The organism is Microbacterium resistens (genome assembly GCF_031456305.1).
GTDB classification, from domain to species: domain Bacteria; phylum Actinomycetota; class Actinomycetes; order Actinomycetales; family Microbacteriaceae; genus Microbacterium; species Microbacterium resistens_A.
On the sequence record NZ_JAVDUM010000007.1, the window covers coordinates 46,944 to 72,853 of the forward strand.

Genomic DNA, 25,910 nt, shown 5'->3' on the forward strand with positions numbered 1-25,910 from the left:
GCGGGTTCTCCCCCGATACGGAATCGAGAAGAAATGCCCCCCTGGCTTCTGAAGATCGACGTCGTCGGCGGACCGGTCCCCCTGACGATCTGGGGCCTGACCGCCGTCCTGGCGCTCGTGCTGCTGATCCGTCGACCCACGGGGCGGTGGGTGCTGACGGCGCTCATCGGCATCCTCGCGGGGGCGCTCCTCGGGGTGGGCGGTGTCCTGATCGCCGATCGGATGCGGCTCTTCGACGCGGCGATGCCGCAGGGGGCCGCCTGGTGGGCCGGCGGTGGCCTGGCCGTCCTCGCGCTCGCCATCGTGAGCCTCTGGGACTCCAAGGCGTGGCGGAAGATCGTCGCGATCGTCACGATCCTGCTCACGCTGCTCTCGACCGCACTCGGGATCAACGCGCTGTTCGGCATCGACCGGACGATCGGGGACATCGTGGGCGAGTCGACCGTCGAGGCGATCGGCTCGCTTCCCGCGGTGACCCCGGAGGAGGCGCTTTCCGGCCCCCTCTACGAGAACTGGACCCCGCCGGCCGACATGCCGGCCAAGGGCACGGTGAGCAAGCTCACCGGCGCGGACGCGATCCCGTCCAGCGCCGGCTACAAGCCGCGCGACGCGATCGTCTACCTTCCGCCGGCGGCTCTCGTGAAGGACCCGCCCCACCTTCCCTTCGCCATCCAGATGATGGGCAAGCCGGGCAACCCCGACCCCACGTTCATCCAGAACGCGCTCGACAAGATGGCCGCCGAGAACAAGGGGCTCGCGCCGATCGTGATCATCGCCGACCAGCTGGGCGGCGATCGCACGCAGGACCCGGTTTGCATGGACTCTCCCACGTTCGGCGGCGCGGAGACGTACTTCAACAAGGACATCCCCGCCTTCGCGCTGGAGCGGCTCAACGTCGTGGCGGACAAGAGGTCCTGGAGCATGATGGGCTACTCCAACGGCGGGGCCTGCGCCCTGAAGTGGGCGGCGAAGTACCCGGAGACCTGGGGGCATCTCGTGGACGTGTCCGGCGACCCGTTCCCCGGCGTGGACGCCGACGCCAACGCTCTCGACGGCTTCTACGGGGGCGACAAGAAGAAGTACGACGCCGACAAGCCGGCGGCCTACCTCGCCGCGGGCAAGGAGACGAACGCCTTCGCGGGGCACCATGCGATCTTCACCGCCGGCGAGAAGGACCCCGTCGTGAACGGCTATGCGCAGGAGAACGCGAAGCTCGCCGCGGACGCCGGCTTCACAGTCTCCACCTACGTGATCCCCGGGGCCGACCACAACGAGACCGCGATCGATGGGGGCATGCCCATGGCGTTCGGCGTGCTCTATCCACTGCTCGGGCTCTCCGCGCCGACCGGATGACCGCGGCCCGCCGCGCACCCATTCCAGACGAAAGGCCATCATGACCACCGACGCTCCCACCGCCGAGCCGGGGACCAAGGTCGCGCGCCCCGCCGCGATCGTCCGCTATCTGCGGACCCATCCGTTCTCCGTCGCGCTGAGCCTGGTGCTGCTGGGGACCGGGGTTGGGTTCGGGACACTGTGGGGCAACGTGCCGTTCGACCTGGCCGCGAGCCCGCTCACGACGATCGATGCCGGGGCGTGGTGGACGCCGCTCACGGCGCTCCTCGTGCCGGACTCTGCGGTCGAGGCGGTGCTCACGATCGCCCTGATCCTCACGGTGATGGCGTACGCGGAGCGGATGCTCGGGACGGTGCGGAGCATCCTCGCCTTCGTCGTGACCGGTGTCCTCGGGGTCCTGATCGGCATCGGCGTCGAGGCGCTCCTCAGCTCCGGCGACCTGCTGTGGGGGCTCACGCTGGAGAGCGGGTTCGTGCTCGACCCCGCCGCGGGAGTGGTCGGCGTGATCATGGCGGGCAGCGCGTTCGCCCCCGCGCTCTTCCGTCGCCGGATCCGGATCATCGGCTTCGCCGTGATCCTCATGTTCACCCTCTACGCAGGCGACGCCGACAGCCTCTACCGGCTCGTCTCCGCCGTGCTCGGCATCGTGCTCGGCCTCATCCTGGCCAGGGATGTCCCCCACGCCGCCTGGCACCGCAGCTCCTACGGGGAGACGAGGACGATCGTGGCGGCCATGGTGGCGGTCACCGGGCTCGGTCCGCTCATCGTCCTGCTCTCGGGAGTCGCCAACGGTCCGCTCGCGCTCGTCGTCGCCGGCTTCCAGGGCGTCGACGCCAATGAGATCTTCGACCGCTGCGCGGCGGAGTTCACCGACCGCTGCACCTCGGACGTCGCCCGCGCCCTCACCGACGGCCCCGGGCCCTTCCTGCTGAGCCTCATGCCTCTCCTGCTGAGCCTCATCGCCGCCTGGGGGCTCCGCGTCGGCCGGCACGCGGCATGGATCCTCGCGATCGCCGTCAACGCCGCCATCGGCGTCGTGACCGCGGTGAGCCTGGGCGCCGGAGAGCTCTTCAACGTCGAGACCGTGCAGGCCATCGGCGTCGAGTACGTCATCTGGGCCGTCGTCGCGGTCCTGGTCCCCGTGTCCGTGATCGTCCTCCTGGTGATCACCCGGCACCGGTTCCGCGTGCGCGCCCCGCGCGCGGCGGTCCTGCGCTTCGCCCTCATCGTCGGGGCCGCCTTCGTGATCCTCGCCGGCGCGTACGTCCTGATCGTGATGCTCTCGCCGGACGACGTGTTCCTGATCCCCGTCGAGCCCGGCGACGATCTGCTGGACGCGCTGCGCCGGTTCCTCCCCGCAGGCCTCCTCCAGCCCGTCCCGACGCCGGTCGCCCCGCTGGAAGGGGTGGCGCTGTTCGCCCATCAGTGGGTCGGCGTGATCTTCTGGGTCGTCTTCATCATCGCGATGCTGATGCTCTACCGCGCGACGATCGTGCACCGTAACCCGGAGTCCGAGGCGCGCTTCCGCGAGCTGCTGCGCACCGGCGGCGGCGGGACCCTCGGGTTCATGGGCACCTGGCCCGGCAACGACTACTGGTTCTCCGCCGACGGGACGGGCGCGATCGCCTATCGCGTGATCAACGGCGTCGCCCTGACCATGTCGGATCCGGTCTGCGCCGACGAGCACGCGGCGGCGACCATCCGCGGGTTCGTCGACCACTGCGACAGCCAGGGCTGGACGCCGGTGTTCTACAGCTTCCACGAGAAGCACCTGCCGGTCTTCCAGGGCTTCGGCTGGCAGTACATGTCGGTCGGCGAGGAGACGGTCATCCCGCTGTCGAACTTCGAGCTCGCCGGGAAGCCGTGGGCGAAGGTCCGTCAGGCGTACAACAAGGGCGAGCGCGAGGGCATCACGACCCTCTGGTCGACCTGGGACGACCTGCCCGCATCGATCGCCGCCGACATCAGCGCGATCAGCGAGCAGTGGGTGTCGGAGAAGGAGCTCCCCGAGATGGGGTTCACCCTCGGCGGCATGGAGGAGCTCAAGGACCCCGAGGTCGCGCTCTACCTCGCCTTCGGCAAGGACGGCGGGCTGCAGGCCATCACGAGCTGGCTCCCCAGCTGGAGCGACGGGAAGGTCACCGGCTGGACCATCGACTTCATGCGCCGCGGTGACGAGTCGACCTCCGGGATCATGGAGTTCGTGATCGCCTCTGCGGCGTTCCGGATGAAGGAGCAGGGCGTCGAGGTGATGAGCCTGTCCGGCGCCCCGCTCGCCGAGAAGCCGCTCGCCCCGGGCGAGGCGGCACCGGACCCGACGGTCATGACCCGTCTGCTCTCCTGGCTCGGCAAGGTGCTCGAGCCCGCCTACGGCTTCACGTCCCTGTTCCGGTTCAAGAGCAAGTTCAACCCGGAGTACCAGACGATCTACATGGCGTACGCGGATCCCGCCCAGCTGGCGACGATCGGCCTCGCCATCGGCAACGCCTATCTCCCCGAGGTCTCCCCGAAGGAGTACATCGCGCTCGTGAAGACGCTGACCTAAGCGGGCGCGGCGTTACGGCGCCGGGCAGATCCGGTAGGAGCCGGCATCGGTGATGCTCGCGCCGCCCGGGCACGGGAGGGTCGTCAGGCGGACCACGGACTGCATCGTCGTCGCATCGTCGAGACCCACGTGGGAGCCCATGAGGACCACGATCGGGACGGCCGCGCCCCAGGGGCTCGCCGCGATCCAGGTCCTGTCGCGGTCGCCCATCCCGGCCAGCAGGGCGGCGGCCTGTGCGCGCTGTCCATCGAGGGTCTCGGCGCCCGTCGGGACGATCGCGCCGGCCGTGTGGGCGAGGCCGCCGACGGCGATCGGCGCGGCGACCGCGAGGCCGGCGACGACGGCCGCGACCCGCAGCGGGACGGACGTCCTCAGGCTCTCCGGCGTGCGACGCCACAGCGCCTGCACGGCGCGGACGCCGAGCGCGGCGAGGACGGGGGTGAAGGCGAGGACGCCGATCGAGGGGTGCCTGACCCACAGCGGGGTGTGCGCGGCCTGGGCCCACCAGCCGACGAAGGTGAGCAGGCCGATCGCGCTCGCCGCGGTCAGGGCCAGGAGGCTCGGATCCCGCCAGAGACGGGACGATCGCGCGGCGACGACGCCGGCAGCGACCAGGAGCAGGAGTGCGGCGACGATCGCCCAGGAGGGGACGAACCAGGACTCGGCCAGGGTCTGCAGCTTCTGCGGGATCGTCGTCGGCTCGACGTGCTGTCCGCCGCTGAGGACGAAGTCACGGACGCTCTTCAGGTGCTCGCGGAACCCGGCGGGGCCGAGGGAGAAGAAGGTCACCGCCTCCATCGCCGCGGTCGGTGCGGCGACGAGGACGAGCGGCAGGATCGCCCGACGCAGTGCGTTTCCGAGTCGGGGGAGGAACCGGTCGCCAGGGGCGAGGATGATCAGCGCCACGGCGAACGCGGGGAGGGCGAGCAGGGCGATCAGCTTCGCCTGGATCGCGAGACCGACGAGCAGGCCGGCGAGCCAGGCGCGGCGGGGGAGGACGACGAGCGCCCAGACGATGAGCGCCGCCGCCGGGATCTCGCCGAGGAGGTCGGCCGGCCCCTGGATCGGTGAGATGCTCTGCGCGGCGTTGAAGGCGAGCGGCAGGGCGGCGGCGACGAGCGCGCCCCAGCGTCCCGCGACACGGCGGCCGAGGACCCACAGGCCGACCAGGAGCAGTGCCCAATATGCGAGGGGGACCAGGCGCGCGGCGGTCACGGGGTCGATCCCCGCGGCAAGCAGCGCGGCGACGGGGAGCAGCACGACGGGGCCGGTGGAGATGCGGGCGTCGAAGAGCGTGATCGACGAGCCGGACAGCGCCCCGTCGCTGGCGTAGCCGAGGCCGGCGAGGAGATTGCGGGGGACCGTGAGGTTGAACGCCTCGTCCTCCCAGAACCGGATCGCGGTCAGGCTGTGCCACGCGACGATCAGGTTCGCGATGAGGAGCGCGCCCGTCGCGCCCCAGAACAGGATGGCGGCGAGGCGGCTGCTCATGATCCGGACGTCTCCGTCGATCCCGCTCCCGCTCCCGCGGCGCGGAATCCGCGGAGCGGCGCGCCGGGGCGGAGCGACCACGCCCACGCCTCGCGCAGGGCGTCGCGCGCGAAGGCGCGGAGCCGGCGCGGCGGCAGCGCGAGGCGGGAGGCGCGACCCCACATCGTCCCGGTGGCGGATTCGCCGCGGCGCGGGATGCTGCGCACCCGGACATAGCGGACGGTGAAGCCCGCGCGGACCTCGGCGAGGGAGAAGTGCACGTGGGGGACGAGGGAGTCCTCCGGCACCACGGCGAGGAGCGCCCGTACGACCTCGGGCCGGTAGGCGCGCAACGGCGTGTTCACGTCGGGGATGCCGCGGCCGGACGCGGCGGCGATCAGCAGCCGGACGGCGCCGGTCAGCGTCTTGCGGAACCAGGGGTCCGTCCGTCCGCCGCGGACGCCGTGGACGACATCCGCCCCGGTGCTGCCGAGGGCGCGGGCGACGGCGGCGAGGTCGGCGCCGAGGAACTGCCCGTCGCCGTCGACGTGCACGAGGGCGTCGGGGGAGAGAGCAAGGCCCGCGCGATAGGCGGCAAGGGCCGTGGGGCCGTGGCCGCGGTTGGCCGGCTGGGTCTCGACCAGGACGCCGGGGATCTCGGCGAGGACCGTGGCCGTGTCGTCCGTGGAGCGGTCGTCGGCGACGACGATGGTCAGCTGGTCGGCAAGGGGGGCGAGAGCGTCGCGCAGCTCGGCGATGAAACCGCCGATGCCCTCGGCTTCGTTATAGGCCGGCATCACGACCACGAGGTGGGAAAAGCGCACGGGATCCTCAGTCGGTGGTCGATGGAGACGGGGCATGGCGCACCGTCACGGTAGTCTAGTGGAGTCATGGATCGTCGCTCTCGCATGCGTCGGATCGCAGGGGTCGGCGGCCGCTTCCTCATCATCGGCGGCATCAGCACCCTCATCGAGATCGGCGTCTTCAACTTCCTCGTCTACGCCCTCGGGTGGGACTTCGTCATCGCCAAGATCGCGGCGTCGCTCGTCGCGCTCGTCAACGCGTACTTCGGCAACCGCGAGTGGGCGTTCCGCCACCGCGACCGCCGGGGGCGCACGTCGGAGATCGTCCTGTTCCTCGGCACGAACCTCGCCTGCACGCTCTTCGGGGCAGCGCTCGTGTGGCTCGGGGTCGAGGGCGCGCGGGCCGTCCTCGGTCACGACCCGGGGGCCGCGGTCGTCAACATCGTGAACCTGGCCAGCATCGGGATCGTCGTGGTCATCCGCTTCGTGCTGTACCACGGCGTGGTGTTCCGCCCGGCGCGCTCCGCCGAGCGCTGACCCCCGGCCCGTTCCTGACGGACCCGCCCCGCCCTGCCCGCCCCTGCCTCGGCCGGATGGCGGGAGATCCCCCGTCCGGCGGGACGTCTGCGGCCCAGGTCGCCGCCCGGCGGGGGAACTCCAGCCATCCGTGTCGTGCAGGCGCCATCCGTTTCGGGCGGGATGGCGGGAGAGGGCGGTCAGCGGGCCCTGAGGTCCTTGCGGAGGATCTTGCCGGACGTCGACTTCGGGATCACGTCGATGAACTCCACGACGCGCACCTTCTCGTGGGGAGCGACGTGGGCCGTCACGTGCGCCATGACGCCGTCGGCGTCGAGCTTCGCCCCCGGCTGCAGGACCACGAAGGCCTTGGGGACCTCCTGACCGTCGGCGTCGAGCGTGCCGACGACGGCCGCGTCCGCGATCGAGGGGTGCTCCAGCAGCACGGCCTCGAGCACGGCCGGGGCGACCTGGTAGCCCTTGTACTTGATGAGCTCCTTCAGGCGGTCGACGATGCGGAAGATGCCGTCGGAGGTGACGGTGGCGACGTCGCCGGTGTGCAGCCAGCCGTCCGCGTCGAGCATCTCGGCCGTCGCGTCCGGACGGTTGAGGTAGCCGGTCATCACCTGCGGTCCGCGGATCAGCAGCTCGCCGGGGCCGCTGACGCCGTCGGCCGGAAGCTCCACGTCGACCCCGTCCTCGCCGAGGATCCTCGCCTCGGTGTTGGCGAGCAGCACGCCGATGGTGGCGCGGTCGATGTCGTCCCGGTCGTAGGGGATCGCGTGGACGACGGGGCTGGTCTCGGTCATGCCGTAGCCCTGGCAGACGGTGCAGTCCAGGCGCTGGGCGACGGCCCGGGCAAGGGCTCCGTCGAGCGGCGCCGCGCCGGAGAAGACGACCTTGATCGAGGAGAGATCGTACTGGTCGATGATCGGGTGCTTCGCCAGGGCGACCGCGATGGGGGGAGCGATGAACACCCAGGTGATGCGGTGCTCGGACACGATGCGCAGGAACTCGGGCAGATCGAACTTCGGCATCGTCACGAGGGCCGCCCGCTGGCGCAGTGCGAAGTTCAGCAGCACGGTCATGCCGTAGATGTGGAAGAAGGGGAGCACGGCGAGCACGCGGTCATCGTCCACGAGGGCGATGGTCGCACGGCACTGGGCGACGTTCGCCACGAGGTTGCGGTGCGTGAGCATCACGCCCTTGGGGCGGCCGGTCGTGCCGGAGGAGTAGGGGAGCACGGCGATGTGCGTGGCCGGGTCGAAGGTCACGTCGGGGGCGGAGTGCCCCTCGCCGAGGAGGGCGGGGAGCGACGGGTGGCCCTCGGCACCGTCGAGCACGATGATGTGATCGTCCGGGATGCCCCGCTGCGCGGCGGCGGCCTTCGCGCCCGCGAGGAGGGGGCTCACGGTGATGAGCCAGCCGGCGTCGGCATCGGTGAGCTGGGCGGCGATCTCATCGGCGGTGTAGAGGGAGTTGATGGTGGTGGCGGTGGCGCCGGCCCGCAGGATCCCATGGAACACCGTGGCGAAGGCGGGGATGTTGGGGCAGAGCACGCCGATGACGGTCCCGACGCCGACCCCCCGCGCGGCGAGGGCCCCGGCGAAGAGGTCGATCTGACCGAGGAGCTGCCGATAGGTGGTCTCGGCGCCGTTCGTGCCGTCGATCAAGGCGATCGAGTCGAGCCGATCGGCGTCGAGGCCCCCGAAGAGGTACTCATGGACCGAGACGTTCGGGATCTCGATGTCGGGGAACGGACTGCGGACCATTGGATCTCCTTCGATCGTGGCGGTCGGGTCGGGTGCCCGGCGTCGTCAGCGTGCGATTCAGTGTCGCACAAGATGGGACGCAGTCCCACCCCTTGATCGAAGATCCGTCCCGGTCGTCAGCCCTTCGCGCCGCAGCCCTCGGCGGTGAGCGCGACCGGGGTCGCCCGCACCATCGGCGTGTGCCTGACCTCGAGCGGCCCATAGGCGCCGTTCCCGCCCTGATAGGTCACGCCCACCTGCGCCGATTGCCCCGGCGGGGTCTCCAGGTTCACCTTGAGGGCGGTGCGTCCGAGGTGCGGCAGCGTGGAGAACTCCACCGGGTTCCCGTTCACCGTGACGGCGGTGGCCTCGGCCCCGATCGGTCCATAGAGCACGAGATCGGTGGCCACCGTGCCCTTGGTGTAGAAGCGCCCCGGCGAGACGTAGGGGGCAAGGCCAGGGGCCTGCTCCGGGGTGAGGGTGTTCGTCAGCGTCGCGGTGATGCCGAAGGTCGGCGCCTCGGTGCCGGCCTGGCACTGGGTGCTGTCGGCCGCGATGTCCAGCTGCATGTAGTAGTCGAGCTTGCCCTCGGTGACGTCGTTGACGTAGACGCCCATCGCCGTCGCGTCCGCGTTGGAGTCGGGGAGGGTTCCGCTGACCGGCGAGCCCGCGATGATCGCGGCCTCGGCCGGATCGCTCGGCGAGTAGAGGAGGCGGCCTTCGCCCGCCGCCTTCGCGAGGACGTCGAGCAGCGCCTTCGGGTCCGTCGTCTGGTGCAGGAGGGCGTTGAAGACCGCGCCGGCAGCCCCGGCGAAGAAGACGTCCTGATCCGCCGGCTCGGGGTACAGGGTGTAGACCTCGTTGAGGAGGAGGGGGATCGCGTTGTCGGCGGTGAGCGTCTCGCCGGTCGGGAGCTGCACCGGGCCGATCGCCTGCAGGATGTATGCCAGCGCGACCGGGTCGATCGAGGCGACGGCGTCGATCGGCGTCCCGTAGGACTCGGCCCAGAACGCCCGTACGATCGCCGCGGTCTCGCCGAAGTCGGGCGACAGCGTCGTGTCCTGGATGTAGCGGGCGATCTTGGTCCCGTACAGCGCCTCGGTCTGCGGATCCAGCGGGATGATCGGCGCGGGACGGCCGTTGGTGAAGTCCTGGGACGAGGCCTGCTGGGTCATCGAGATCGCGCCGTGATCGGCGGTGAGCATCGCGATCGAGGCCGGGTTTCCGCCGGTTCCGCGGGATTCGGCGTTGTTCTGGAACAGCAGCAGGTAGTTCCTCGGGGTCTCGGCGCCGAGCGCCTTCGGCAGGAGGGTCAGCGCGTTGTGCACGGGCGTCAGATAAGGGTCGATCTTGTCCAGCGCGGCCGTCAGGGAGCTGACGCCGGTGGAGACCTGCGGGATGAGCGCTCCCTGGTCGATGGTCCCGAGATCGGTGCGGACCCCTTCGATCCTCTGCGAGGCATTCCCCACCAGAGTGGCGAGGGAGTCGAGCTGCGCCGTGTCGAAGGCCCCGTCCTTGGGGAGCAGGGCGTCGAGGCTGACCGAGGTCAGCGGCGTCAGGACGTCGGTGGCGAGGGTGTCGGCGGAGTCGGCGGCGATCCGCACGGCGGCCAGGTTCGGACCGGCGAAGGGCACCCACTCGACGCCGTGCCAGAGGGGAGTGTCGGTCTTCTTCGCCGCGGATGTGGTCAGCGCGGCGATCCTGGCCGCCGTCGCCTGCGCGCTCGGCACGTCGCCGGCGAGCATGCTCTTCTCCACCTCGGTGACCAGCGGGAAGGCCTGCTCCAGATCGCCTTTCGCGGACATGGCCTGGTCGTAGAGGTGCTTGGCGACGAAGCCTCCGCCGACCAGCACGCCGATCAGCACCAGGCCCACAGAGACCGGCACCCAGAATCGGGCGCTCTTCATCAGCGGCCGACGCCTGCGCCGACGGTGCCGCGAGCGTCCCGAACCCGATCCGCCGGATCCACCGGACCCGCTCGATCTGCCTGACCCACCCGTCCCGCGTGATCCGCCGGACCCGCGTGATCCACCAGACCCGCCGGCGGAGCCGCCGCTGCGACTCGACGCGCGATCGGCCTTCGGGGCGGCGTCGGCGCTGTCGAACAGCGCTCGAAGGTCTTCGTCGCCGGCCGGCCGGCCGCCTGCCGGATCGCCCGCGTGCTCGGGATCGGGGTGAGTCGTCACCCGTCGAGTGTATGGGGCGCTTCTGTGAAGAGCCGTCCCGTATCCTGGTACCGATCTGAGTGCCGTCATCGACGCCGGGGCAGAGCAGTCAGCAGCGAGTACCCAGGGGGCATCATCGGCATCGGGAGCGGCGTCCAGGGCGATCGCACGAGCGGGCGCCGATGGAAGAGGATCGCGGTCCGGGTCTCGGCATGGCTGTCGGGGATCGTGCTCCTCATCGCGCTGGCGGGGGTTCCCATCTTCGTGCTCCCCCCGAGCGATGAGACGGACGGGGTCGACGCGGTCCTGGTGCTCGGTCCGCCGACCGGCAACCGCATCGACCGCGCGTATGAGATCTCGGCCGCGAACGGCCAGGCGCCGATCGTCATCTCCATCGCCCCCGACGGCCAGCATTCGATGGAGGAGACGGGGGCGTGCCGCCGTATCGGCGTCGAATGCCTGATCCCCGACACCTTCACGACCAAGGGGGAGGCCGAGCTCCTGAACCAGCTGTCCGCCGTTCACGGCTGGCGGACGGTGGCCGTCATCACGGAGTCGCCTCACGTGCTCCGAGCGCGCTACATCTTCGATCGGTGCTACGACGGGGACGCCAGGGTGGTGAGCGTTCTCTACTCGGGGTGGATCCTCGGCTGGGTCTTCCAGTACGGATACCAGACGGGGGCGTTCGTGAAGGCCGCCCTCACCGACTGCGCGTGACGCGCGGCAGCGCTACTTCAGGAGGTTGCGGCTGCTCATCTCATCGAGCGAGCGCTGGTAGGAGTCTCCGTCGATGGTCTCGGTCATGACCCACTGCGCGAACTCCTTCACGCCGTCGGCGAAGGACACCTTCGGCGTGTAGCCGAGCACCGTCTGCAGCCGCTGGATGTCCGCGACGTTGTGCCGGATGTCGCCGAGCCGGTAGTTGCCGGTCACGGTCGCGGGGACCGTCGTGCCGTACGCCGCGAAGAGCGCCTCGACGACCTCCCGCACGGTCGTCGCGACGCCGGAGCCCACGTTGATGATCTCGCCGGCCGCGGCGGGCGTGGTCGCGGCGAGGAAGGTCGCCTCCACGACGTCGTCGATGTAGACGAAGTCGCGCGACTCCTCTCCGTCCTCGAAGACGTTGATCGGCTTCCCCTGCCGGACCAGGGTCGAGAAGATCGAGAGGATGCCGGTGTAGGGGTTCTTCAGCGACTGCCCGGGACCGTAGACGTTCTGGTAGCGCAGCGAGACCGGCTCGATGCCGATCGTGGGCGCGACGGTCATGACCAGCGCCTCCTGCATCTGCTTCGTGATGCCGTAGACGCTGGACGGGTGGATCTTCGCGTCCTCGTCGGTCGGGATGACCGTGAGCGGTCCCTCGCCGGCCAGGTGCACCGCGAAATCGCCGGTGGACATGTCGGCGTCGGCCCGATGAGGGGGGTGCACGGTCCTGCCGTCCTCGGTCAGGTAGCTCCCCTCGCCGTAGATCGACCGCGAGGAGGCGATCACGATGCGGGTCACGCCGTGGGGCTCGTTGGCGAGCAGGTCCAGCAGCTTCGCCGTGCCGCCGACATTGGTCTCGGCGTACCGATCGATCTCGTACATCGACTGTCCGGTGCCGGTCTCGGCCGCGAGGTGGATCACGATGTCGGCGTCCGCCAGCGCTCCGCGCAGATCGTCCTTGGACGTCACGGTGCCGCGCCGCACGGTCGCGACGCCGTCCAGCGACTGCAGCAGCGGGGAGGTCGTCTCCGGGTCGTCGCCGTGGACCTGCGGGATGAGCGCATCGAGAACGGTGACCGTGCAGCCGGCGGCGGCGAACCGCCGCGCCAGCCGGGTTCCGATGAAACCTGCTCCGCCTGTGATCAGAACGCGCTGAGACATGCCACTCCCCTAATGTGGTCACTGCGATCGGGAACATGGTGATCGTGCCCGAGACAGCCTCCAGCGTAGTAGGTCGCCGACCAGCTGCCACAATCCGGGTTCGGCCGCGCCGGTAGGATCGAGCCGGTACGGCGTCGGCAAACAGGGGGATGGGTGACGTGGGAGAAGAGAGAGCGGAAGCGCGAGGGGGATCGCGGCTTCGTGTGTTGGTGGTCTCGCCGGCCTTCTTCGGATACGAGTCGGCCATCATCGACGAGTTCCGGGCGCAGGGGCACGATGCGGTCTTCCTCGACGAGCGCCCCTCGAACTCCCCGATGGCCCGTGCGGTCGTCCGGGTCTTCCCCGCGCTGGTCAAGAAGCAGGTCGAGCGCCACTTCCGCCAGGCGCTGAAGGACCTGGGGGATGAGCCGCTCGACGGCGTGCTCGTCATCAAGGGCGAGGTCACCCCCGAGTGGTTCCTCACGGAGATCTCCCGCCGCCATCCCCGTGCCGTCTTCGTCTACTACACCTATGACGCGCTCTCGAACAGCTCGCAGGGCAAGCGCATCCTCACCCACTTCCACCGGAAGTTCAGCTTCGACCCGGCGGACGTCGCCGCGAACCCCGGATTCGAGCTCAAGGAGCTCTTCTACGCGCCGGACTACACGCCGAGCGGCGGTGAGCGCGACCTCGACCTGTCCTTCGTGGGAACGCTGCACGGCGATCGGTACGCGTTCACCCAGGCGGTCGCCGCGTCGGTGCCGAGCGGGCGTCAGCGCCTCTTCTACTACATGGCCGCGCGCTGGTACTACACGCTGCGGAAGCTGACCTCGCCCGAGGTCCGCTCCGTCCCCCGCGCGGACATCAGCTTCGTCCCCCTCTCCCGCGCGGAGGTCGTGGAGATCGCACAGCGCTCGCGGACGGTCATCGACCTCCAGCGCGCCGGGCAGACCGGGCTCACGATGCGGACCTTCGAGGTCCTGGCGACGGGGGCCGCGATCATCACGGCCAACGACTCGATCCGCGACCAGGAGTTCTTCTCCGATGAGCGCGTGCTGATCGTGCCGCGCGACCCGGCGCAGGTCGATGCCGAGGAGGTGCGACGATTCGTGGCCCGGCAGCCCGCCGTGGGCTCCGCCCCGGCCGGGTTCGAGAAGCACTCGCTGAACGCCTGGGTGTCCGAGTTCGTCGACGCCTTCCGATCGGACGGGGACGGCCATGCGGATCGTCGTTGACGTCATGGGGACGCCGATGGCGTCGGGCGGCATGAACCTCTATGCCCGGGAGCTCCTGACCGCCTGGGCCGAGGAGGTCCCGGAGGACACCCTCATCCTCGTCGGAGGGGAGTGGGTGACCGCGCTCGCCGCCGCGCATCCCGGACGGATCGTCGCCCGGGTCGTGCGGGGCGAGTCGATCCTCTCCCGGTTCTGGACGCAGCTCGTGCGCTCCGGGCTGATCGCGCGGAGGGAGCACGCGGACGCGCTGCTCTCGCTGAGCCCGATCGCCGCCTTCACGTTCGACGCCGATCGTGAGGCCGCCGTGGTGCACGACTGGCGGCATCTGCGTCGGCCGGAGGAGTTCGGCCGCTTCCAGCGCCTCTACCGGCGCCTGTGGATCCCCTCGCTCCGGCGGGTGAGGACCGCGATCGCGATCTCGGAGAAGACCGACGCCGAGACGAAGGAGTTCGCCGTCGGCGCGAACTCGCTCGTCGTGCGCAACGGCGGGGACCACCCCCGGCACTGGCCCCGCGTCGAGCCTGCACCCGGCGGCCCCGCGCGAGTGCTCACGTACGGCCACTTCGTCAACAAGCGGCCCGAGGCCGTCATCGAGGCCATCGCCCTCCTCCGCGACGGCGGGACGCCGGCCCGGCTCACGGTGCTCGGTGCGAAGGGCGCCTACCAGGAGGGGCTCGCGGAGCTCGCCGCGGCGCGGGGGGTCTCGGAGCTGGTCCGCTTCCCCGGGTTCGTCGAGGACGCGGAGTACCAGGAGCTCCTCCAACGATCCGACGTCGTCGTCCTGAACTCCTCGGACGAGGGCTTCGGGCTGCCTGTCGTCGAGGCCCGCTACTTCGGGATCCCCGTGGTCGCAGCCGCAGACAGCGGGCTCTCGGAGATCCACGGCGACAGCATCGTCGTGAGCGATCCGTCGGCGGCACCGCTGGCGGAGGCGATCGGCGCCGCGGCTGCCGCGGGCCGAGCGAGGCCGGCGACGCTGCGCACTTGGGGGGACACCGCGCGGGAGATCCGCGCGAGCCTGCAATCGAAGACGAGCGCCGTCCGCTCGTCGAGGGGAACTGAGGAACGATGACAACGCCACTCGCCGCCTCGCGCACCCGGGGAGAGGGCATGGTCGCCCAGCTCTTCGTGCGCGGCCGCGCCAACTCGCTCAACGCGATCCGCCTCGTGCTCGCCGCCTGCGTCATCATCTGGCACACCTATGCGGTGCTCGGCCTGGAGAAGCCGGAGAACCCGGCGTTGCAGAACATCATCGGCGGGCTTCCGGTCAACGGCTTCTTCGCGATCTCCGGCTTCCTGATCTATCGGAGCTGGGTCAACCGCCCGGAGGTCGGAAGCTATCTCCGCGCGCGCGTGCTGCGCATCTACCCGGCGTTCTGGGTCTGCCTCGCCGTGACCGCGCTCCTTTTTGCGCCGCTCGGCGCCGCATTCCAGGGCAAGGATGCGGGGGCGCAGCTGTTCTCCTGGGAGTCGCTGACCTATCTGGTCAAGAACGCCTCCCTGGCGATGTTCCAGTGGCGGATCGGCGACTCGCCCGCCGACGTTCCGTGGCTCACCTCGTGGAACGCCTCGCTGTGGACGCTGGCGTGGGAGTTCCTCTGCTACATCGGCCTGATGATCCTCGGCCTGATGGGGATGCACCGTCGCCGGTGGCTCCTGCCCGCCGCGTTCGCCGCCGCGGTGGCGATGAACCTCGTGACCCTCGTGCCGGCGCTCAACATCGAGGCCGTCGCACGGATGGGACGGTTCGCGGTGTTCTTCCTCGCAGGCTCCCTGTTCGCCCAGTACGCGGACCGGATCAGGGTGAACCGACTCCTGGTCGCCCTGTCCTTCCCAATCATGCTCGCGGTGGCGTGGGCGCCGGGACAGCTGGCCTACATCCTGCAGGCGCCGGCCGTGGCCTATGGGCTCATCGTGCTCGGCGGGCTCTTCAACCCCGCATGGGCGGAGCTGCGCAACGACATCTCCTACGGCGTGTACATCTACGCGTTCCCCGTGCAGCAGATCCTGGTGATCGCCGGGCTCACCATGCTGAACCTCTTCACCTTCTCCCTGGTGGCGCTCGTCCTGACCGTCCCGCTCGCACTGATGAGCTGGTACTGGGTGGAGAAGCCGATGCTGCGCCTGCGTCGCCGACCGGCGCCGTCGCCGGCGCGTACGGGCGAAGGCGGCTGAGCCGGGGCTACGTGCTGAGCCGGGGCTGTCCGCTGAGTGGGGGCTGCCCGGCTACGGGGCGAGCCACTGGTCGAACATCTCCGAGCGGTACTCGAAGCCTCCGCGTCCGACGATGACGAAGAGGAAGAACGCGACGACGAAGATGACGCCGAAGATGCCCGCGACCACCTTGTTCTTGCGGAACGCCCCGAGGATGAGGCCGTATCCCAGGATTCGGGTGAACCCGAAGTAGAGCGGGATGCGGTAGAGGCCGAAGCCGAGGTCGCGCACCGGCAGGATCAGCAGCTCGATGACGAGCATCGACACGAGGGTGACGAGAATGCTGATGTACGCCGCGCTCCGCGGCACGATGGCCGTGAGGACGGAGGCCGCCGTCCGCGGCTTCGTCGCGGTGAGAGCGGCGCCCCGGGTCAGAGGGGCGGCGACCGCGCCTCTCCTGGCGCCGGCCTCCATGCCCTTGACCCCTGCATTCTCGGGCCCTGTGTTCTCGGCCCCCGCGTTCTCGAGCCCCGCACTTTCGGCTTCTGCGTTTTCGGCTTCCGCGCTCTCGGCTCGCTTCCGTTCGCGGCGTATGCGGAAGATGAGGATGAAGGCGATCACGATCGGGACGAGCCGGTACAGGGTCTCGGCGCCGAGGGCGATGCCGGTCAGGCTCGTCTGCTGGAGATAGAAGGCGTACTTCGTGTCGCCGAGGGCGCCGCCGAGCGCTTCCAGGAGGTAGGAGGCGCCCGCCGAGACCGCGACGGTGGCGATGATCATCAGCACCACGATCCGCAGGGAGCGGTGGGAGTAGCGGCGGATGAGCACGGCCGCGACCCACATCGGGATGAAGATGACGGCGGTTCCGTGGAAGAGGATGCCGAGGAGGCCGATCGCCAGTCCCCAGAAGTAGCGGGTCCGCATGACGAGGGCGATGCCGAGGAGCATGAACGCGAGCGCCACGCTCTGGCGGAGGAGGTTGAAGCTGTCCACGTACGCGGCGCAGAGATAGGTGAGCCACATGAACCACATGGGGCCGAAGTCGCGGAGGAGGTTGATCGCGATGGCGATGAGCCCCCCGGTCACGATCGAGAGCACCAGGTAGAACGCATGGGGGTCGGACGAGAACTGGGAGACTGCGAAGTTCAGCCAGACGTAGCCCGGCTCCGGATCGGCGATCTCGGAACGGGCGACCATCATCGCCGTGTCGAAGCCCTGCACGTCCGCGACGCGCTGGAAGAGGCCGTTGCCGTAGAGGAGCATGTCCACGGCGGTGTCGAGATCGCGTGCTCCGGCGACGACGGCGGTCATGCCGACGGCGATCGCGCTCCAGCACAGGCGCCCGAGGAAGTGGCTCCGGCCGGCCATCGCCATGGCGAAGGTCGAGAGGATGAAGGTGAGGGCGATGATGATCATGAGGCGACGCGCGGCTCTCGCTCATCCGCCACGGCACGCCGGCACGCCTCGCCGAACCGTGCGGCGAGTGCCTCCACCGAGAACTCCTGCTCGGCGCGCTCGCGGGCGCGCAGCCCCAGGTCCCGCCGGACCGAGGGGGTGCGCAGGGTCCGCAGCGCCTCGGCGAGGGCGGCGGGGTCATCGGCGGCGACCACGATTCCGGCGTCGCCGACGGCCCAGGGAAGAGGGGGGACGTCGGAGACGACCACGGCCCGCCCGAGCATCATCGCGTCCACGAGCTTGACGGGCAGCTGTCCGATGGCGTGCCGGTTGGGCAGGCTCGGCAGCACGACGACGTCCGCGTTGCGCGCGATCTCGACGCCCTCGGCGAGCGTGGTCCTGCCGACCCAGGACTCCCAGGCCCCGCTGTCCGCCGGGGGGTCGTCGGTGATGACGAGCGTCGTGCGCGCCTCGTCCTCCTGGACCGCCGCGATCGCCGCGCGGAGGAGATCGACGCCCTTGTGCGGGTGCCGTGTCCCGACGAACGCCACCTGCAGATCGGCGGTGTCGCGGAACTCCCCGAGCGCCATCTGCTCCCGGGCGTGCGGTATCAGCGTCCCCCCGTAGCGGGACTGGAGCCAGGGGTTGCTCACGATGCTGGGCAGGGTGCGTGCCAGGCGGTGCAGCCGCAGGTCGACGACGGAGCGGCCAGGCCGGCGGAGCCAGCGGAGCATCGCCATGAGAGGCTCCCCCCGCCGCTGCCGGATCTCGAGGTCGGGGTCGTCGATGTCGACCAGCAGGGGCAGCGTCCTGCGCGATGCCGCATCGGCCGCGATGCCGAGCGAGCGGGGGAGCGGCTTGACGGCGACGAGGAGCTCGGCCGTTGCCGGGATTGCGTCCACGAACGCCTCCTCGGAGACGAGCTGTACGTCCTTGGCGAACTCGCTGTCGGCTAGCGGCCCCCACACCCGTGATCCGAGCGTGGTGAGCACCGTCGTCTTCCAGCCGAGAGCCCTGGCGAGCAGCCAGAGGCAGTAAGTCCGCCCGAGAGAGTTCGCCTCCATGCTCTCGGTGACAAAGACGATGTGCATGTGTGATGTCCTCCCTGAGGGTGCCCGGCGCCCCAGGGTGACCGAGAAGCTCGTCCGAGTCTACGTGGTAGAGGCGGGTGAGACACAGTGCGGTAAGGGTCTTTCCTCACCTCGCCGCATGCCGTGGCATCCGGTGACGGGCCGATAGGCTCTTGGCTGTGGCACAGGCGGGCCCCGTTCGGGGTCCGCGACAGGACACCGTCGAGGACATCACGTCCCGCCGCTCGGCGGCGGGCGACCGGGGAACGACGGATCGGACGCGTTCATCTGCGGGGGGCATCTTTATGGCGGCGAGCAAGCGACCGCGGAGAAACGCCCATCGGGCGCTCGGATATCTCCTCATCCCGCTGACCGGGCTGCTGAGCCCGCTGATCGCCCTCCCCGCGATCACCGCCCAGCACGGCGCCGCGGCGTGGGCGGCGCTGGCCATCGGTCAGTCGGTGGGGACCGCGGCCGCCGCTGTCGGCGAGCTGGGCTGGGGGCTCAACGGCCCGCAGCGGGTCGCCCGCATGGCGCCGGCGTCCGCGTTCCGGACGCTGCTGCTCTCGATGCAGAGCAAGCTGGTCGCGGTCCTGGCGCTGTCTCCGATCGTGGGCGTGATCGCGTTCTTCCTCGCGCAGGACTTCCGCATCGATGCGGCCGTCATCGCGATCGCCTCGCTCGCAGCGGGCCTCAGCTCCGTCTGGTTCTATCTCGGACGGTCACGGCCCTGGGCTGCCATCCTGACCGACGGCGCCCCGCGGCTGGTCGGCGTCCTGGTGGGCGCTCTGCTGGTGATGGCGGGGGCGTCGCTCATGGTCTACGCCGTGGTCGCGCTCCTGATCCCGTGCATCGTCGCACCGCTCCTTGGCGTGCTCGTCGCGCACCGGGGGACGCAGGCGTCGTGGGCGCTGTTCCGGCCGGCCCACGTGCGCACGGCCGTCTTCGCGCAGTCGAGCGCCTTCACGGCCCGGCTCGTCAGCGCGACCTACATCGCCCTTCCCGTCGCCCTCGTGAGCATCGTGGCCCCAGGGAGCGTTCCCGTCTTCGCCGCGGGCGAGCGGCTGATGAGACTGCTGCTGGCCGCGATGGCGGCGGTGCCCAACGGGCTGCAGGGATGGGTCGGCTCCGCGGAGCGGGGCGACAGATGGGGGCGGGTGAAGAAGGCGATCCTCCTCAACGCGGTGCTGGGTCTGGCGGCGGCCGTCTGCTTCGCGCTGCTCGCGCCCTTCGCGTCCGAGCTGATGTTCTCCGGGACCTCGACGATCCCGTCGGAGCTCGCATGGATCTTCGGCGGTGTGATCGTCTTCGTCAGCATCTCCCGGGCGACGGGCAACATCGGACTGGTCGCGCTGGCGCGCGTCCGCATCATCATGTGGAGCGCGCTGGGCGGCGCGATCGTCGGGGTCCCCGCGATCTTCCTCCTCGCCCGGTTCCTCGGCGTCATCGGCGGGGCGCTGGGCGAGCTGATCGCGGAGGCCGTCGTCCTCGGGATCCAGATCGTCGGGATCGCGTACGCCCGTCGGAAGTGATGCCCGCGTCCCGTGTCGGCCCGTGCGGTCGCGGTGTCAGCGTGCGCGTTCGCAGGAGAGGGCGAAGGCGAGGAGGTCCTCGGCGACGTTGCGCCAGTCCTTGACCCTGGCGCTCTCCCGATCCGCCTCGTCGAGCACCCCTCGCCGGGCGAGCGCGGCCTTGAGTGCCGCGACGAAGGACTCCGGGTCGCCGGCGACATAGGCATCGAGGCCGCGGAGGCCCGTCGCACGTGCGGCGACGGCCTCCGGCACGACGGCGGGCACGCCCGCGGCGACGTACTCGTAGAGCTTCATCGGGCTGCGGGCGGCGTTGGAGGGGTTGTCGACGAAGGGCATGAGCCCGGCGCGCCCGCGCGCCATCACGGACGGCACGGACTCGTAGGGCACGGGTCCTCGGAACTGCACGTTCGACGGGAGATCCAGCCCCGCGTCGGGCAGCGGTCCGAAGATCGCGAAGACGGAGGACGGCATCGCCCTGGCGGCCTGCGCCAGGAGCGCGAAGTCGAAGCGGAAGTCGAGGGCTCCGACGTAGACGAAGTCGTACTCCTTCTCGGATTCCGTTCTCGCCGCGGACGCGAACTTCGAGAACTCCACGCCGTTCTCGAGGACGAGCGTCGGACGGGTGGACTCGCCGATCACGGAGGCAAGGACGCCGGGGGAGGTCGCCGCGATGCCGTCCGCGTCGCGGGCGGCGGCGACGGCCGCGCGCTGGATTGCCTCAGCGGCGAAGACGTCCGTGGGGCGGAAGATCACCGTCGCCGGGCCGAAATGGGTGACCGGGAAGAGGGGCTGGTCGACGAACACGACGTCGGGGTGGGGGATGCCGACCCTGGCCAGCGCACGATCCGTCTGCCGCTGCGTCCATCGGACGTTGGCCGGCACGATCGGGGTGGGGATGAGATCCGTCACGCCATCCACCGTGATCGGTCCCGCGAACGCGGCGCGACGGCGGGCGCCCTGCCCGGGTTTGAGGGCCGCGTGCGCCCAGCTGAACGGCGTGCTGATGTGCGCGACGCGGTGCCCCATCGCGGCGAAGGCGCTCGAGAGGTGGTGGCTGCCCACGCGGAAGTCCCCGGCGCGGGCCGTGTGGCTGAAGAAGACGATCGAGCTCAACGGTGATCCTCGGTCGTGTCGGGGCGCGGGGCGGTCACGGCCTCCCCATTCCGAAGTAGGTCCATCCCGCGGCGCGCCAGGCGGCCGGGTCGAGGCAGTTCCGGCCGTCGACGATCAGGCGCCCGGTCGCGAGCCCCGCGGCGTGCTCGGGGGAGAGCTCCCTGCGGTACTCGTCCCATTCGGTCACGACGAGGACCGCGTCCGCGTCGCGGAGCGCATCGTCGCGGGTCTGCGCATAGGAGAGCTGCGGGTGCGCGCGCCGGGCGTTCTCGACCGCCTCGGGGTCGGTGACGACCACGTTCGCCCCCAGCCCGTTCAGCCGGACGGCCGCATCGAGCGCGGGTGAGTCGCGGATGTCGTCGCTGTGCGGCTTGAACGCGGCCCCGAGGACGGCCACCTTCTTCCCGAAGACGGATCCGCCGAGGCCGTCGAGGACGAGCTGGACGGCGCGCTCGCGACGGCGCATGTTGATCGCGTCGACCTCGCGGAGGAAGGCGACCGACTCGCCCTTGCCGAGCTCCTCGGCGCGCGCGGAGAAGGCGCGGATGTCCTTCGGCAGGCATCCGCCGCCGAAGCCGATCCCGGCGCCGAGGAACCGGCGACCGATGCGGACGTCGTGCCCGATCGCGTCGGCGAGCTGGGTGACGTCGGCGCCCGTGGCCTCGGCGATCTCGGCCATGGCGTTGATGAAGGAGATCTTCGTGGCGAGGAACGCGTTCGCGGAGACCTTGACGAGCTCGGCCGTGGCGTAGTCGGTGACGATGAACGGCGTGCCCTTGGCGACGGCGGGGTGGTAGACGCCGCGGAGGACCTCGGCGGCGCGCTCGCCGTCGCTGCCCTCCGGGACCCCGACGACCAGGCGGTCGGGGTCGATGGTGTCCTGCACGGCCCACCCCTCGCGCAGGAACTCGGGGTTCCAGACGAGCGTGGCACCGGTCGCCGACACGGCGTCGGCGAGGCCGGCGGTGGTGCCCACCGGCACGGTCGACTTCCCGGCGACGACGTCGCCGGGGCGGAGGTGGGGGAGGAGCGACGCGAATGCGGCGTTCACATACGTGAGGTCGGCGGCGTATCCGTCCGCCTGCTGCGGTGTGCCGACGCCGACGAAGTGGACGTCCGCGCCGCGGGCGGCCGAGGGGTCCGTCGTGAAGGTGAGGCGGCCGGAGGCGACGCCCTCGGCGAGGATCTCGGGGAGGCCGGGCTCGAAGAACGGCGCCTCGCCGCGCGACAGCGCCTCGATCTTCCGAGGATCGACGTCGATGCCGACCACGTCATGCCCGATCGATGCCATGGCGGCCGCGTGCACGGCCCCTAGATAGCCGCAGCCGATGACAGACAGACGCATAGTGGGCCCCCGGGATAGATGTGATGAAACATGCGGTACTCGCGCGACCATTCTTGCGCATCCCCGGTCCTCGTGCGGTCGGCGGGGGAAATAGTGGAGAGTCTGACGCCCGCGCGGGCGGGAGCGGTCTCGGCGCGGATGCCTCGATGTGCCAGGATGGGAGAGTGAGGGGAATCATACTTGCCGGGGGGTCGGGGACGCGGTTGCATCCGATCACCCTTGGCGTCTCAAAGCAGCTCGTTCCGGTGTACGACAAGCCGATGGTCTACTACCCGTTGTCGACGTTGATGCTGGCGGGGATCAAGGACATCCTGGTCATCACCACGCCGCACGATGCGCAGCATTTCGAGCGGCTGATGGGGGACGGATCGCAGTTCGGCATCAACCTGTCCTTCGCGCAGCAGCCCTCGCCGGACGGCCTCGCGCAGGCGTTCACGATCGGTGCGGACTTCATCGGCGACGAGAAGGTCGCCCTCGTCCTGGGCGACAACCTCCTGTACGGGCCGGGACTCGGCTCCCAGCTCAAGCGCTACGCCGACGTCGACGGCGGCGCGGTCTTCGCCTACTGGGTGGCGGAGCCGGAGGCGTACGGCGTGGTGGAGTTCGACGCCAAGGGCACGGCGGTCTCCCTGGAGGAGAAGCCGGCGAGCCCGAAGAGCAACTATGCGGTGCCGGGTCTGTACTTCTACGACAACGACGTCGTCGGGATCGCCCGCGACCTCCGGCCGAGCCCGCGCGGCGAGTACGAGATCACCGATGTGAACCGCGCCTACCTGGAGCGCGGCAAGCTGCAGGTCGAGGTGCTCCCCCGCGGGACCGCGTGGCTGGACACCGGCACCTTCGACCAGATGTCGGACGCCGGGGACTACGTCCGCACGATGGAGCGTCGCACCGGGCTGCGGATCGGAGTGCCCGAGGAGGTCGCCTGGCGGCAGGGGTTCCTCTCCGACGATGAGCTGCGGACCCGGGCGGAGAAGCTCGTGAAGTCCGGCTACGGCGCGTATCTGCTCGAGCTGCTGGAGAGGGGGCGCTGATGTCGCATCTCCTGGTCACCGGCGGCGCAGGGTTCATCGGATCGAACTTCGTCCACCACGTCGTGGAGAACACCGATCACACGGTGACGGTGCTCGACGCCCTCACCTACGCGGGCAACCGCGACTCCCTTGCGGGGGTGCCCGAGAACCGGGTGCGGTTCGTCCACGGCGACATCACGGACGCCGAGCTGGTGGACCGCCTGTTCGGCGAGGTCGACGCGGTCGTGCACTATGCGGCGGAGTCTCACAACGACAACTCCCTGCACAGCCCGCGTCCGTTCCTGGACACGAACATCATCGGCACCTACACGCTGCTGGAGGCCGCGCGGAAGCATGACCGTCGCTTCCACCACATCTCCACGGACGAGGTCTACGGGGATCTGGAGCTCGACGACCCGGCGCGGTTCACCGAGAGCACCCCCTACAACCCGTCCTCGCCGTACTCGTCGACCAAGGCGGGGAGCGACCTCCTGGTCCGCGCGTGGGTGCGGTCCTTCGGGGTGCAGGCGACGATCTCGAACTGCTCGAACAACTACGGCCCCTATCAGCACGTCGAGAAGTTCATCCCCCGGCAGATCACGAACGTGATCCGCGGCATCCGCCCCAAGCTGTACGGGGCGGGGGAGAACGTCCGCGACTGGATCCACGCGAACGATCACTCCTCGGCCGTCCTCACGATCCTGGACCGTGGGCAGATCGGGGAGACCTACCTCATCGGCGCCGACGGCGAGCGGAACAACAAGGAGGTCGTGGAGCTGATCCTGGAGGAGATGGGGCAGTCGCGCGACGCGTACGACCACGTCACCGATCGGGCCGGCCACGACCTGCGCTACGCGATCGACTCCACGCGGCTGCGCACCGAGCTGGGCTGGACGCCGCAGTTCGCCGACTTCGAGGCGGGGCTCGCGGCGACCGTCCGCTGGTACCGCGACAACGAGGCCTGGTGGGCGCCGGCCAAGGATGCGACCGAGGCGTTCTACGCCTCGAAGGGGCAGTGACGGTGGTTCAGTTCGGCAAGCAGCTCTCCGTCGTGGAGACCCCGATCCCGGGGATGATCGTCCTCGAGCTCCCGGTCCACGGCGACGCGCGCGGATGGTTCAAGGAGAACTGGCAGCGCGAGAAGATGACCGCTCTGGGCCTCCCCGACTTCGGGCCGGTGCAGAACAACATCTCCTTCAACGACGCCGTCGGCACGACCAGGGGGATCCACGCAGAGCCCTGGGACAAGTGGGTCTCGGTCGCGACCGGTCGGATCTTCGGCGCCTGGGTCGATCTGCGCGAGGGCCCGAGCTTCGGCACGGTGTTCACGACGGAGCTGGACGCGTCCCGCGCGATCTTCGTCCCGCGCGGCGTCGGGAACTCCTATCAGACGCTCGCGCCCGACACCGCGTACACGTACCTGGTGAACGACCACTGGTCGCCCGACGCGGCATATTCCTTCCTCAATCTCGCGGATGAGACGAGCGGAATCGATTGGCCGATCCCGCTCGCCGAGGTCGAGATCTCCGAGAAGGACAGGAACCATCCGCGTCTCGCGGACGTCGTGCCGATCGCGCCGCGGAAGACCCTGGTGGTCGGCGCGAACGGGCAGCTCGGACAGGCGCTCCGAGACGTCCTCGGCGATGCGCCGCACATCGAGTACGCGGCGAGGGCCGATCTCGATCTGGCGGATCCTGGGCTGGCCACGGCCCGCCGCTGGCGCGACTACGGCACGATCGTCAACGCCGCCGCCTACACCGCCGTCGACCTCGCCGAGACGCCGGACGGCCGGCGTGGCGCCTGGGCGGCGAACGCGGAGGGGCCGGCCCGGCTCGCCCGCGTCGCGGCCGAGAACGGTCTCACCCTCGTCCACGTCTCCAGCGACTACGTCTTCGACGGGACCAAGGACGGCGCCTACGGCGAGGGCGACGCCATCGCCCCGCTGGGGGTCTACGGGCAGAGCAAGGCCGCGGGGGACATCGCCGCCGCCACGGTGCCGCAGCACTACATCATCCGCACCTCCTGGGTGATCGGCGAGGGCAAGAACTTCGTTCGGACCATGGCGACGCTGGCCGAGCGCGGAATCGATCCCTCCGTCGTCAGCGACCAGACCGGGCGGCTCACCTTCGCGAGCGAGATCGCCCGCGCGATCGCGCACGTGCTGGCGACGCGCGCCCCGTTCGGCGTCTACAACGTCACCGGCGCGGGGGAGCCCGCCTCGTGGGCGGACATCGCCAGAGACGTCTATGCGATCACCGGCCATGCCGCGGAGCGCGTGACCGGCGTGACCGCCGCGGAGTACTTCGCGAACGCCGCGGGACCGGTCTCGCCGCGTCCGCAGAACAGCGTGCTCGACCTCTCCGCGATCGAGGCCACGGGCTTCCGGCCCCGTGACTTCCGCGAGCAGCTGCAGGAGTACCTCGCGACCTCCTGACGGTGCCGCCACGGTACCTTCACCCGACGTCACGCCGCGCGCTCCCCGCTCGCGGCGTGACGTCTTTTTGTGCCCCGCCGTGGCAGTTCTTGTGGGTTGAGAAGGGTCTCAACCCACAGAACCTGCCACGGCGGGGCATTTGGCGTGGCATGGGTGAGCCCCCTCCCCAGA

Annotated in this window: 20 protein-coding genes; 11 read left to right on the plus strand and 9 right to left on the minus strand. The window is 70.2% G+C overall.

Annotated elements, in window-relative coordinates; genetic code table 11:
* The first annotated feature begins 33 nt into the window (after positions 1 to 33).
* Both J2Y69_RS09110 and J2Y69_RS09115 read left to right on the plus strand, forming a co-directional pair.
* The gene (locus tag J2Y69_RS09110; protein WP_310019825.1) at positions 34 to 1,353 is read left to right on the plus strand and encodes an alpha/beta hydrolase; all 1,320 of its coding nucleotides are present in this window, start codon (positions 34 to 36) and stop codon (positions 1,351 to 1,353) included.
* A gap of 40 nt (positions 1,354 to 1,393) precedes the next feature.
* A complete protein-coding gene (locus J2Y69_RS09115) occupies positions 1,394 to 3,898 on the plus strand; it encodes a bifunctional lysylphosphatidylglycerol flippase/synthetase MprF (protein WP_310019828.1) in 2,505 nt (834 codons plus the stop codon).
* A gap of 12 nt (positions 3,899 to 3,910) precedes the next feature.
* On the opposite strand, the gene J2Y69_RS09120 is transcribed toward J2Y69_RS09115, so the two are convergent.
* Together J2Y69_RS09120 and J2Y69_RS09125 are read right to left on the minus strand one after the other, a co-directional pair.
* Entirely contained in the window at positions 3,911 to 5,389 is a 1,479-nt protein-coding gene (locus J2Y69_RS09120; protein WP_310019830.1) for a hypothetical protein, read from the minus strand.
* Entirely contained in the window at positions 5,386 to 6,192 is an 807-nt protein-coding gene (locus J2Y69_RS09125) for a glycosyltransferase family 2 protein (RefSeq protein WP_310019832.1), read from the minus strand. The genes J2Y69_RS09120 and J2Y69_RS09125 overlap by 4 nt, the downstream gene beginning before the upstream one ends.
* 66 nt (positions 6,193 to 6,258) lie before the next feature.
* Here J2Y69_RS09125 and J2Y69_RS09130 point away from each other — a divergent pair, with 66 nt between their 5' ends.
* Positions 6,259 to 6,708: a GtrA family protein gene (locus J2Y69_RS09130; protein ID WP_310019834.1), complete on the plus strand. Its 450-nt coding sequence runs from the start codon at positions 6,259 to 6,261 to the stop codon at positions 6,706 to 6,708.
* A gap of 179 nt (positions 6,709 to 6,887) precedes the next feature.
* Here the strand turns inward: J2Y69_RS09130 and J2Y69_RS09135 are convergent, their stop codons facing one another.
* Positions 6,888 to 8,459, minus strand: coding sequence for an AMP-binding protein (locus J2Y69_RS09135; RefSeq protein WP_310019836.1), 1,572 nt, complete (start codon positions 8,457 to 8,459; stop codon positions 6,888 to 6,890).
* A gap of 116 nt (positions 8,460 to 8,575) precedes the next feature.
* Positions 8,576 to 10,345 carry a DUF4012 domain-containing protein gene (locus J2Y69_RS09140; RefSeq protein ID WP_310019838.1) on the minus strand — a complete coding sequence of 590 codons (1,770 nt, stop codon included), beginning with the start codon at positions 10,343 to 10,345 and terminating at the stop codon, positions 8,576 to 8,578.
* Between the two features lie 303 nt (positions 10,346 to 10,648).
* On the opposite strand from J2Y69_RS09140, the gene J2Y69_RS09145 reads away from it, so the two are divergent.
* Positions 10,649 to 11,320, plus strand: coding sequence for a YdcF family protein (locus tag J2Y69_RS09145; protein ID WP_310019840.1), 672 nt, complete (start codon positions 10,649 to 10,651; stop codon positions 11,318 to 11,320).
* 12 nt (positions 11,321 to 11,332) lie between these two features.
* Here J2Y69_RS09145 and J2Y69_RS09150 read toward each other — a convergent pair whose 3' ends face one another.
* Complete coding sequence (locus J2Y69_RS09150) at positions 11,333 to 12,469, minus strand: NAD-dependent epimerase/dehydratase family protein (protein ID WP_310019842.1); 1,137 nt, start codon at positions 12,467 to 12,469, stop codon at positions 11,333 to 11,335.
* Between the two features lie 209 nt (positions 12,470 to 12,678).
* Between J2Y69_RS09150 and J2Y69_RS09155 the strand changes: the two genes are divergently transcribed.
* From J2Y69_RS09155 to J2Y69_RS09165, 3 genes are read left to right on the plus strand one after another with little or no spacing between them, the layout of a single operon-like run.
* Positions 12,679 to 13,683 (plus strand): WaaS/CpsH family glycosyltransferase, encoded by a 1,005-nt coding sequence (locus J2Y69_RS09155; protein WP_310019844.1) that lies wholly within the window; start codon positions 12,679 to 12,681, stop codon positions 13,681 to 13,683.
* Positions 13,667 to 14,755, plus strand: a complete 1,089-nt coding sequence (locus J2Y69_RS09160) for a glycosyltransferase (RefSeq protein ID WP_310019846.1) — start codon at positions 13,667 to 13,669, stop codon at positions 14,753 to 14,755. Before J2Y69_RS09155 ends, J2Y69_RS09160 begins: the two co-directional genes overlap by 17 nt.
* Positions 14,752 to 15,858: an acyltransferase family protein gene (locus J2Y69_RS09165; protein ID WP_310019847.1), complete on the plus strand. Its 1,107-nt coding sequence runs from the start codon at positions 14,752 to 14,754 to the stop codon at positions 15,856 to 15,858. Before J2Y69_RS09160 ends, J2Y69_RS09165 begins: the two co-directional genes overlap by 4 nt.
* A gap of 51 nt (positions 15,859 to 15,909) precedes the next feature.
* On the opposite strand, the gene J2Y69_RS09170 is transcribed toward J2Y69_RS09165, so the two are convergent.
* Complete coding sequence (locus J2Y69_RS09170) at positions 15,910 to 17,253, minus strand: EpsG family protein (RefSeq protein ID WP_310019850.1); 1,344 nt, start codon at positions 17,251 to 17,253, stop codon at positions 15,910 to 15,912.
* Complete coding sequence (locus J2Y69_RS09175) at positions 17,250 to 18,323, minus strand: glycosyltransferase family 4 protein (RefSeq protein WP_310019852.1); 1,074 nt, start codon at positions 18,321 to 18,323, stop codon at positions 17,250 to 17,252. The genes J2Y69_RS09170 and J2Y69_RS09175 overlap by 4 nt, the downstream gene beginning before the upstream one ends.
* Positions 18,324 to 18,607: 284 nt before the next feature.
* On the opposite strand from J2Y69_RS09175, the gene J2Y69_RS09180 reads away from it, so the two are divergent.
* Positions 18,608 to 19,834, plus strand: a complete 1,227-nt coding sequence (locus J2Y69_RS09180; protein WP_310019853.1) for a polysaccharide biosynthesis protein — start codon at positions 18,608 to 18,610, stop codon at positions 19,832 to 19,834.
* 36 nt (positions 19,835 to 19,870) lie between these two features.
* On the opposite strand, the gene J2Y69_RS09185 is transcribed toward J2Y69_RS09180, so the two are convergent.
* Both J2Y69_RS09185 and J2Y69_RS09190 read right to left on the minus strand, forming a co-directional pair.
* On the minus strand, positions 19,871 to 20,947 hold the full coding sequence (locus tag J2Y69_RS09185) for a glycosyltransferase family protein (RefSeq protein WP_310019856.1): 1,077 nt from the start codon (positions 20,945 to 20,947) through the stop codon (positions 19,871 to 19,873).
* Between the two features lie 34 nt (positions 20,948 to 20,981).
* Positions 20,982 to 22,292: a UDP-glucose dehydrogenase family protein gene (locus tag J2Y69_RS09190; RefSeq protein WP_310019858.1), complete on the minus strand. Its 1,311-nt coding sequence runs from the start codon at positions 22,290 to 22,292 to the stop codon at positions 20,982 to 20,984.
* A 164-nt stretch (positions 22,293 to 22,456) separates the two neighbouring features.
* Between J2Y69_RS09190 and rfbA the strand changes: the two genes are divergently transcribed.
* Genes rfbA through J2Y69_RS09205 form a run of 3 tightly spaced genes read left to right on the plus strand, consistent with a single transcriptional unit; the run spans position 22,457 to position 25,739 of the window.
* A complete protein-coding gene (gene rfbA / locus J2Y69_RS09195) occupies positions 22,457 to 23,326 on the plus strand; it encodes a glucose-1-phosphate thymidylyltransferase RfbA (RefSeq protein WP_310019860.1) in 870 nt (289 codons plus the stop codon).
* A complete protein-coding gene (gene rfbB / locus J2Y69_RS09200; protein WP_310019861.1) occupies positions 23,326 to 24,324 on the plus strand; it encodes a dTDP-glucose 4,6-dehydratase in 999 nt (332 codons plus the stop codon). Before rfbA ends, rfbB begins: the two co-directional genes overlap by 1 nt.
* The gene (locus J2Y69_RS09205) at positions 24,321 to 25,739 is read left to right on the plus strand and encodes a bifunctional dTDP-4-dehydrorhamnose 3,5-epimerase family protein/NAD(P)-dependent oxidoreductase (protein ID WP_310019863.1); all 1,419 of its coding nucleotides are present in this window, start codon (positions 24,321 to 24,323) and stop codon (positions 25,737 to 25,739) included. Before rfbB ends, J2Y69_RS09205 begins: the two co-directional genes overlap by 4 nt.
* Positions 25,740 to 25,910: the final 171 nt, after the last annotated feature.

What these genes read in the sequence shown, in the direction of transcription:
- J2Y69_RS09190 (WP_310019858.1), bottom strand. Translation starts at nt 22,292, where the DNA reads ATGCGTCTGTCTGTCATCGGCTGCGGCTATCTAGGGGCCGTGCACGCG.
- J2Y69_RS09140 (WP_310019838.1), bottom strand. Translation starts at nt 10,345, where the DNA reads ATGAAGAGCGCCCGATTCTGGGTGCCGGTCTCTGTGGGCCTGGTGCTG.
- J2Y69_RS09120 (WP_310019830.1), bottom strand. Translation starts at nt 5,389, where the DNA reads ATGAGCAGCCGCCTCGCCGCCATCCTGTTCTGGGGCGCGACGGGCGCG.
- J2Y69_RS09130 (WP_310019834.1), top strand. Translation starts at nt 6,259, where the DNA reads ATGGATCGTCGCTCTCGCATGCGTCGGATCGCAGGGGTCGGCGGCCGC.
- J2Y69_RS09115 (WP_310019828.1), top strand. Translation starts at nt 1,394, where the DNA reads ATGACCACCGACGCTCCCACCGCCGAGCCGGGGACCAAGGTCGCGCGC.
- J2Y69_RS09110 (WP_310019825.1), top strand. Translation starts at nt 34, where the DNA reads ATGCCCCCCTGGCTTCTGAAGATCGACGTCGTCGGCGGACCGGTCCCC.
- J2Y69_RS09150 (WP_310019842.1), bottom strand. Translation starts at nt 12,469, where the DNA reads ATGTCTCAGCGCGTTCTGATCACAGGCGGAGCAGGTTTCATCGGAACC.
- J2Y69_RS09165 (WP_310019847.1), top strand. Translation starts at nt 14,752, where the DNA reads ATGACAACGCCACTCGCCGCCTCGCGCACCCGGGGAGAGGGCATGGTC.
- J2Y69_RS09135 (WP_310019836.1), bottom strand. Translation starts at nt 8,459, where the DNA reads ATGGTCCGCAGTCCGTTCCCCGACATCGAGATCCCGAACGTCTCGGTC.
- J2Y69_RS09175 (WP_310019852.1), bottom strand. Translation starts at nt 18,323, where the DNA reads ATGCACATCGTCTTTGTCACCGAGAGCATGGAGGCGAACTCTCTCGGG.
- J2Y69_RS09180 (WP_310019853.1), top strand. Translation starts at nt 18,608, where the DNA reads ATGGCGGCGAGCAAGCGACCGCGGAGAAACGCCCATCGGGCGCTCGGA.
- rfbB (WP_310019861.1), top strand. Translation starts at nt 23,326, where the DNA reads ATGTCGCATCTCCTGGTCACCGGCGGCGCAGGGTTCATCGGATCGAAC.
- J2Y69_RS09170 (WP_310019850.1), bottom strand. Translation starts at nt 17,253, where the DNA reads ATGATCATCATCGCCCTCACCTTCATCCTCTCGACCTTCGCCATGGCG.
- J2Y69_RS09160 (WP_310019846.1), top strand. Translation starts at nt 13,667, where the DNA reads ATGCGGATCGTCGTTGACGTCATGGGGACGCCGATGGCGTCGGGCGGC.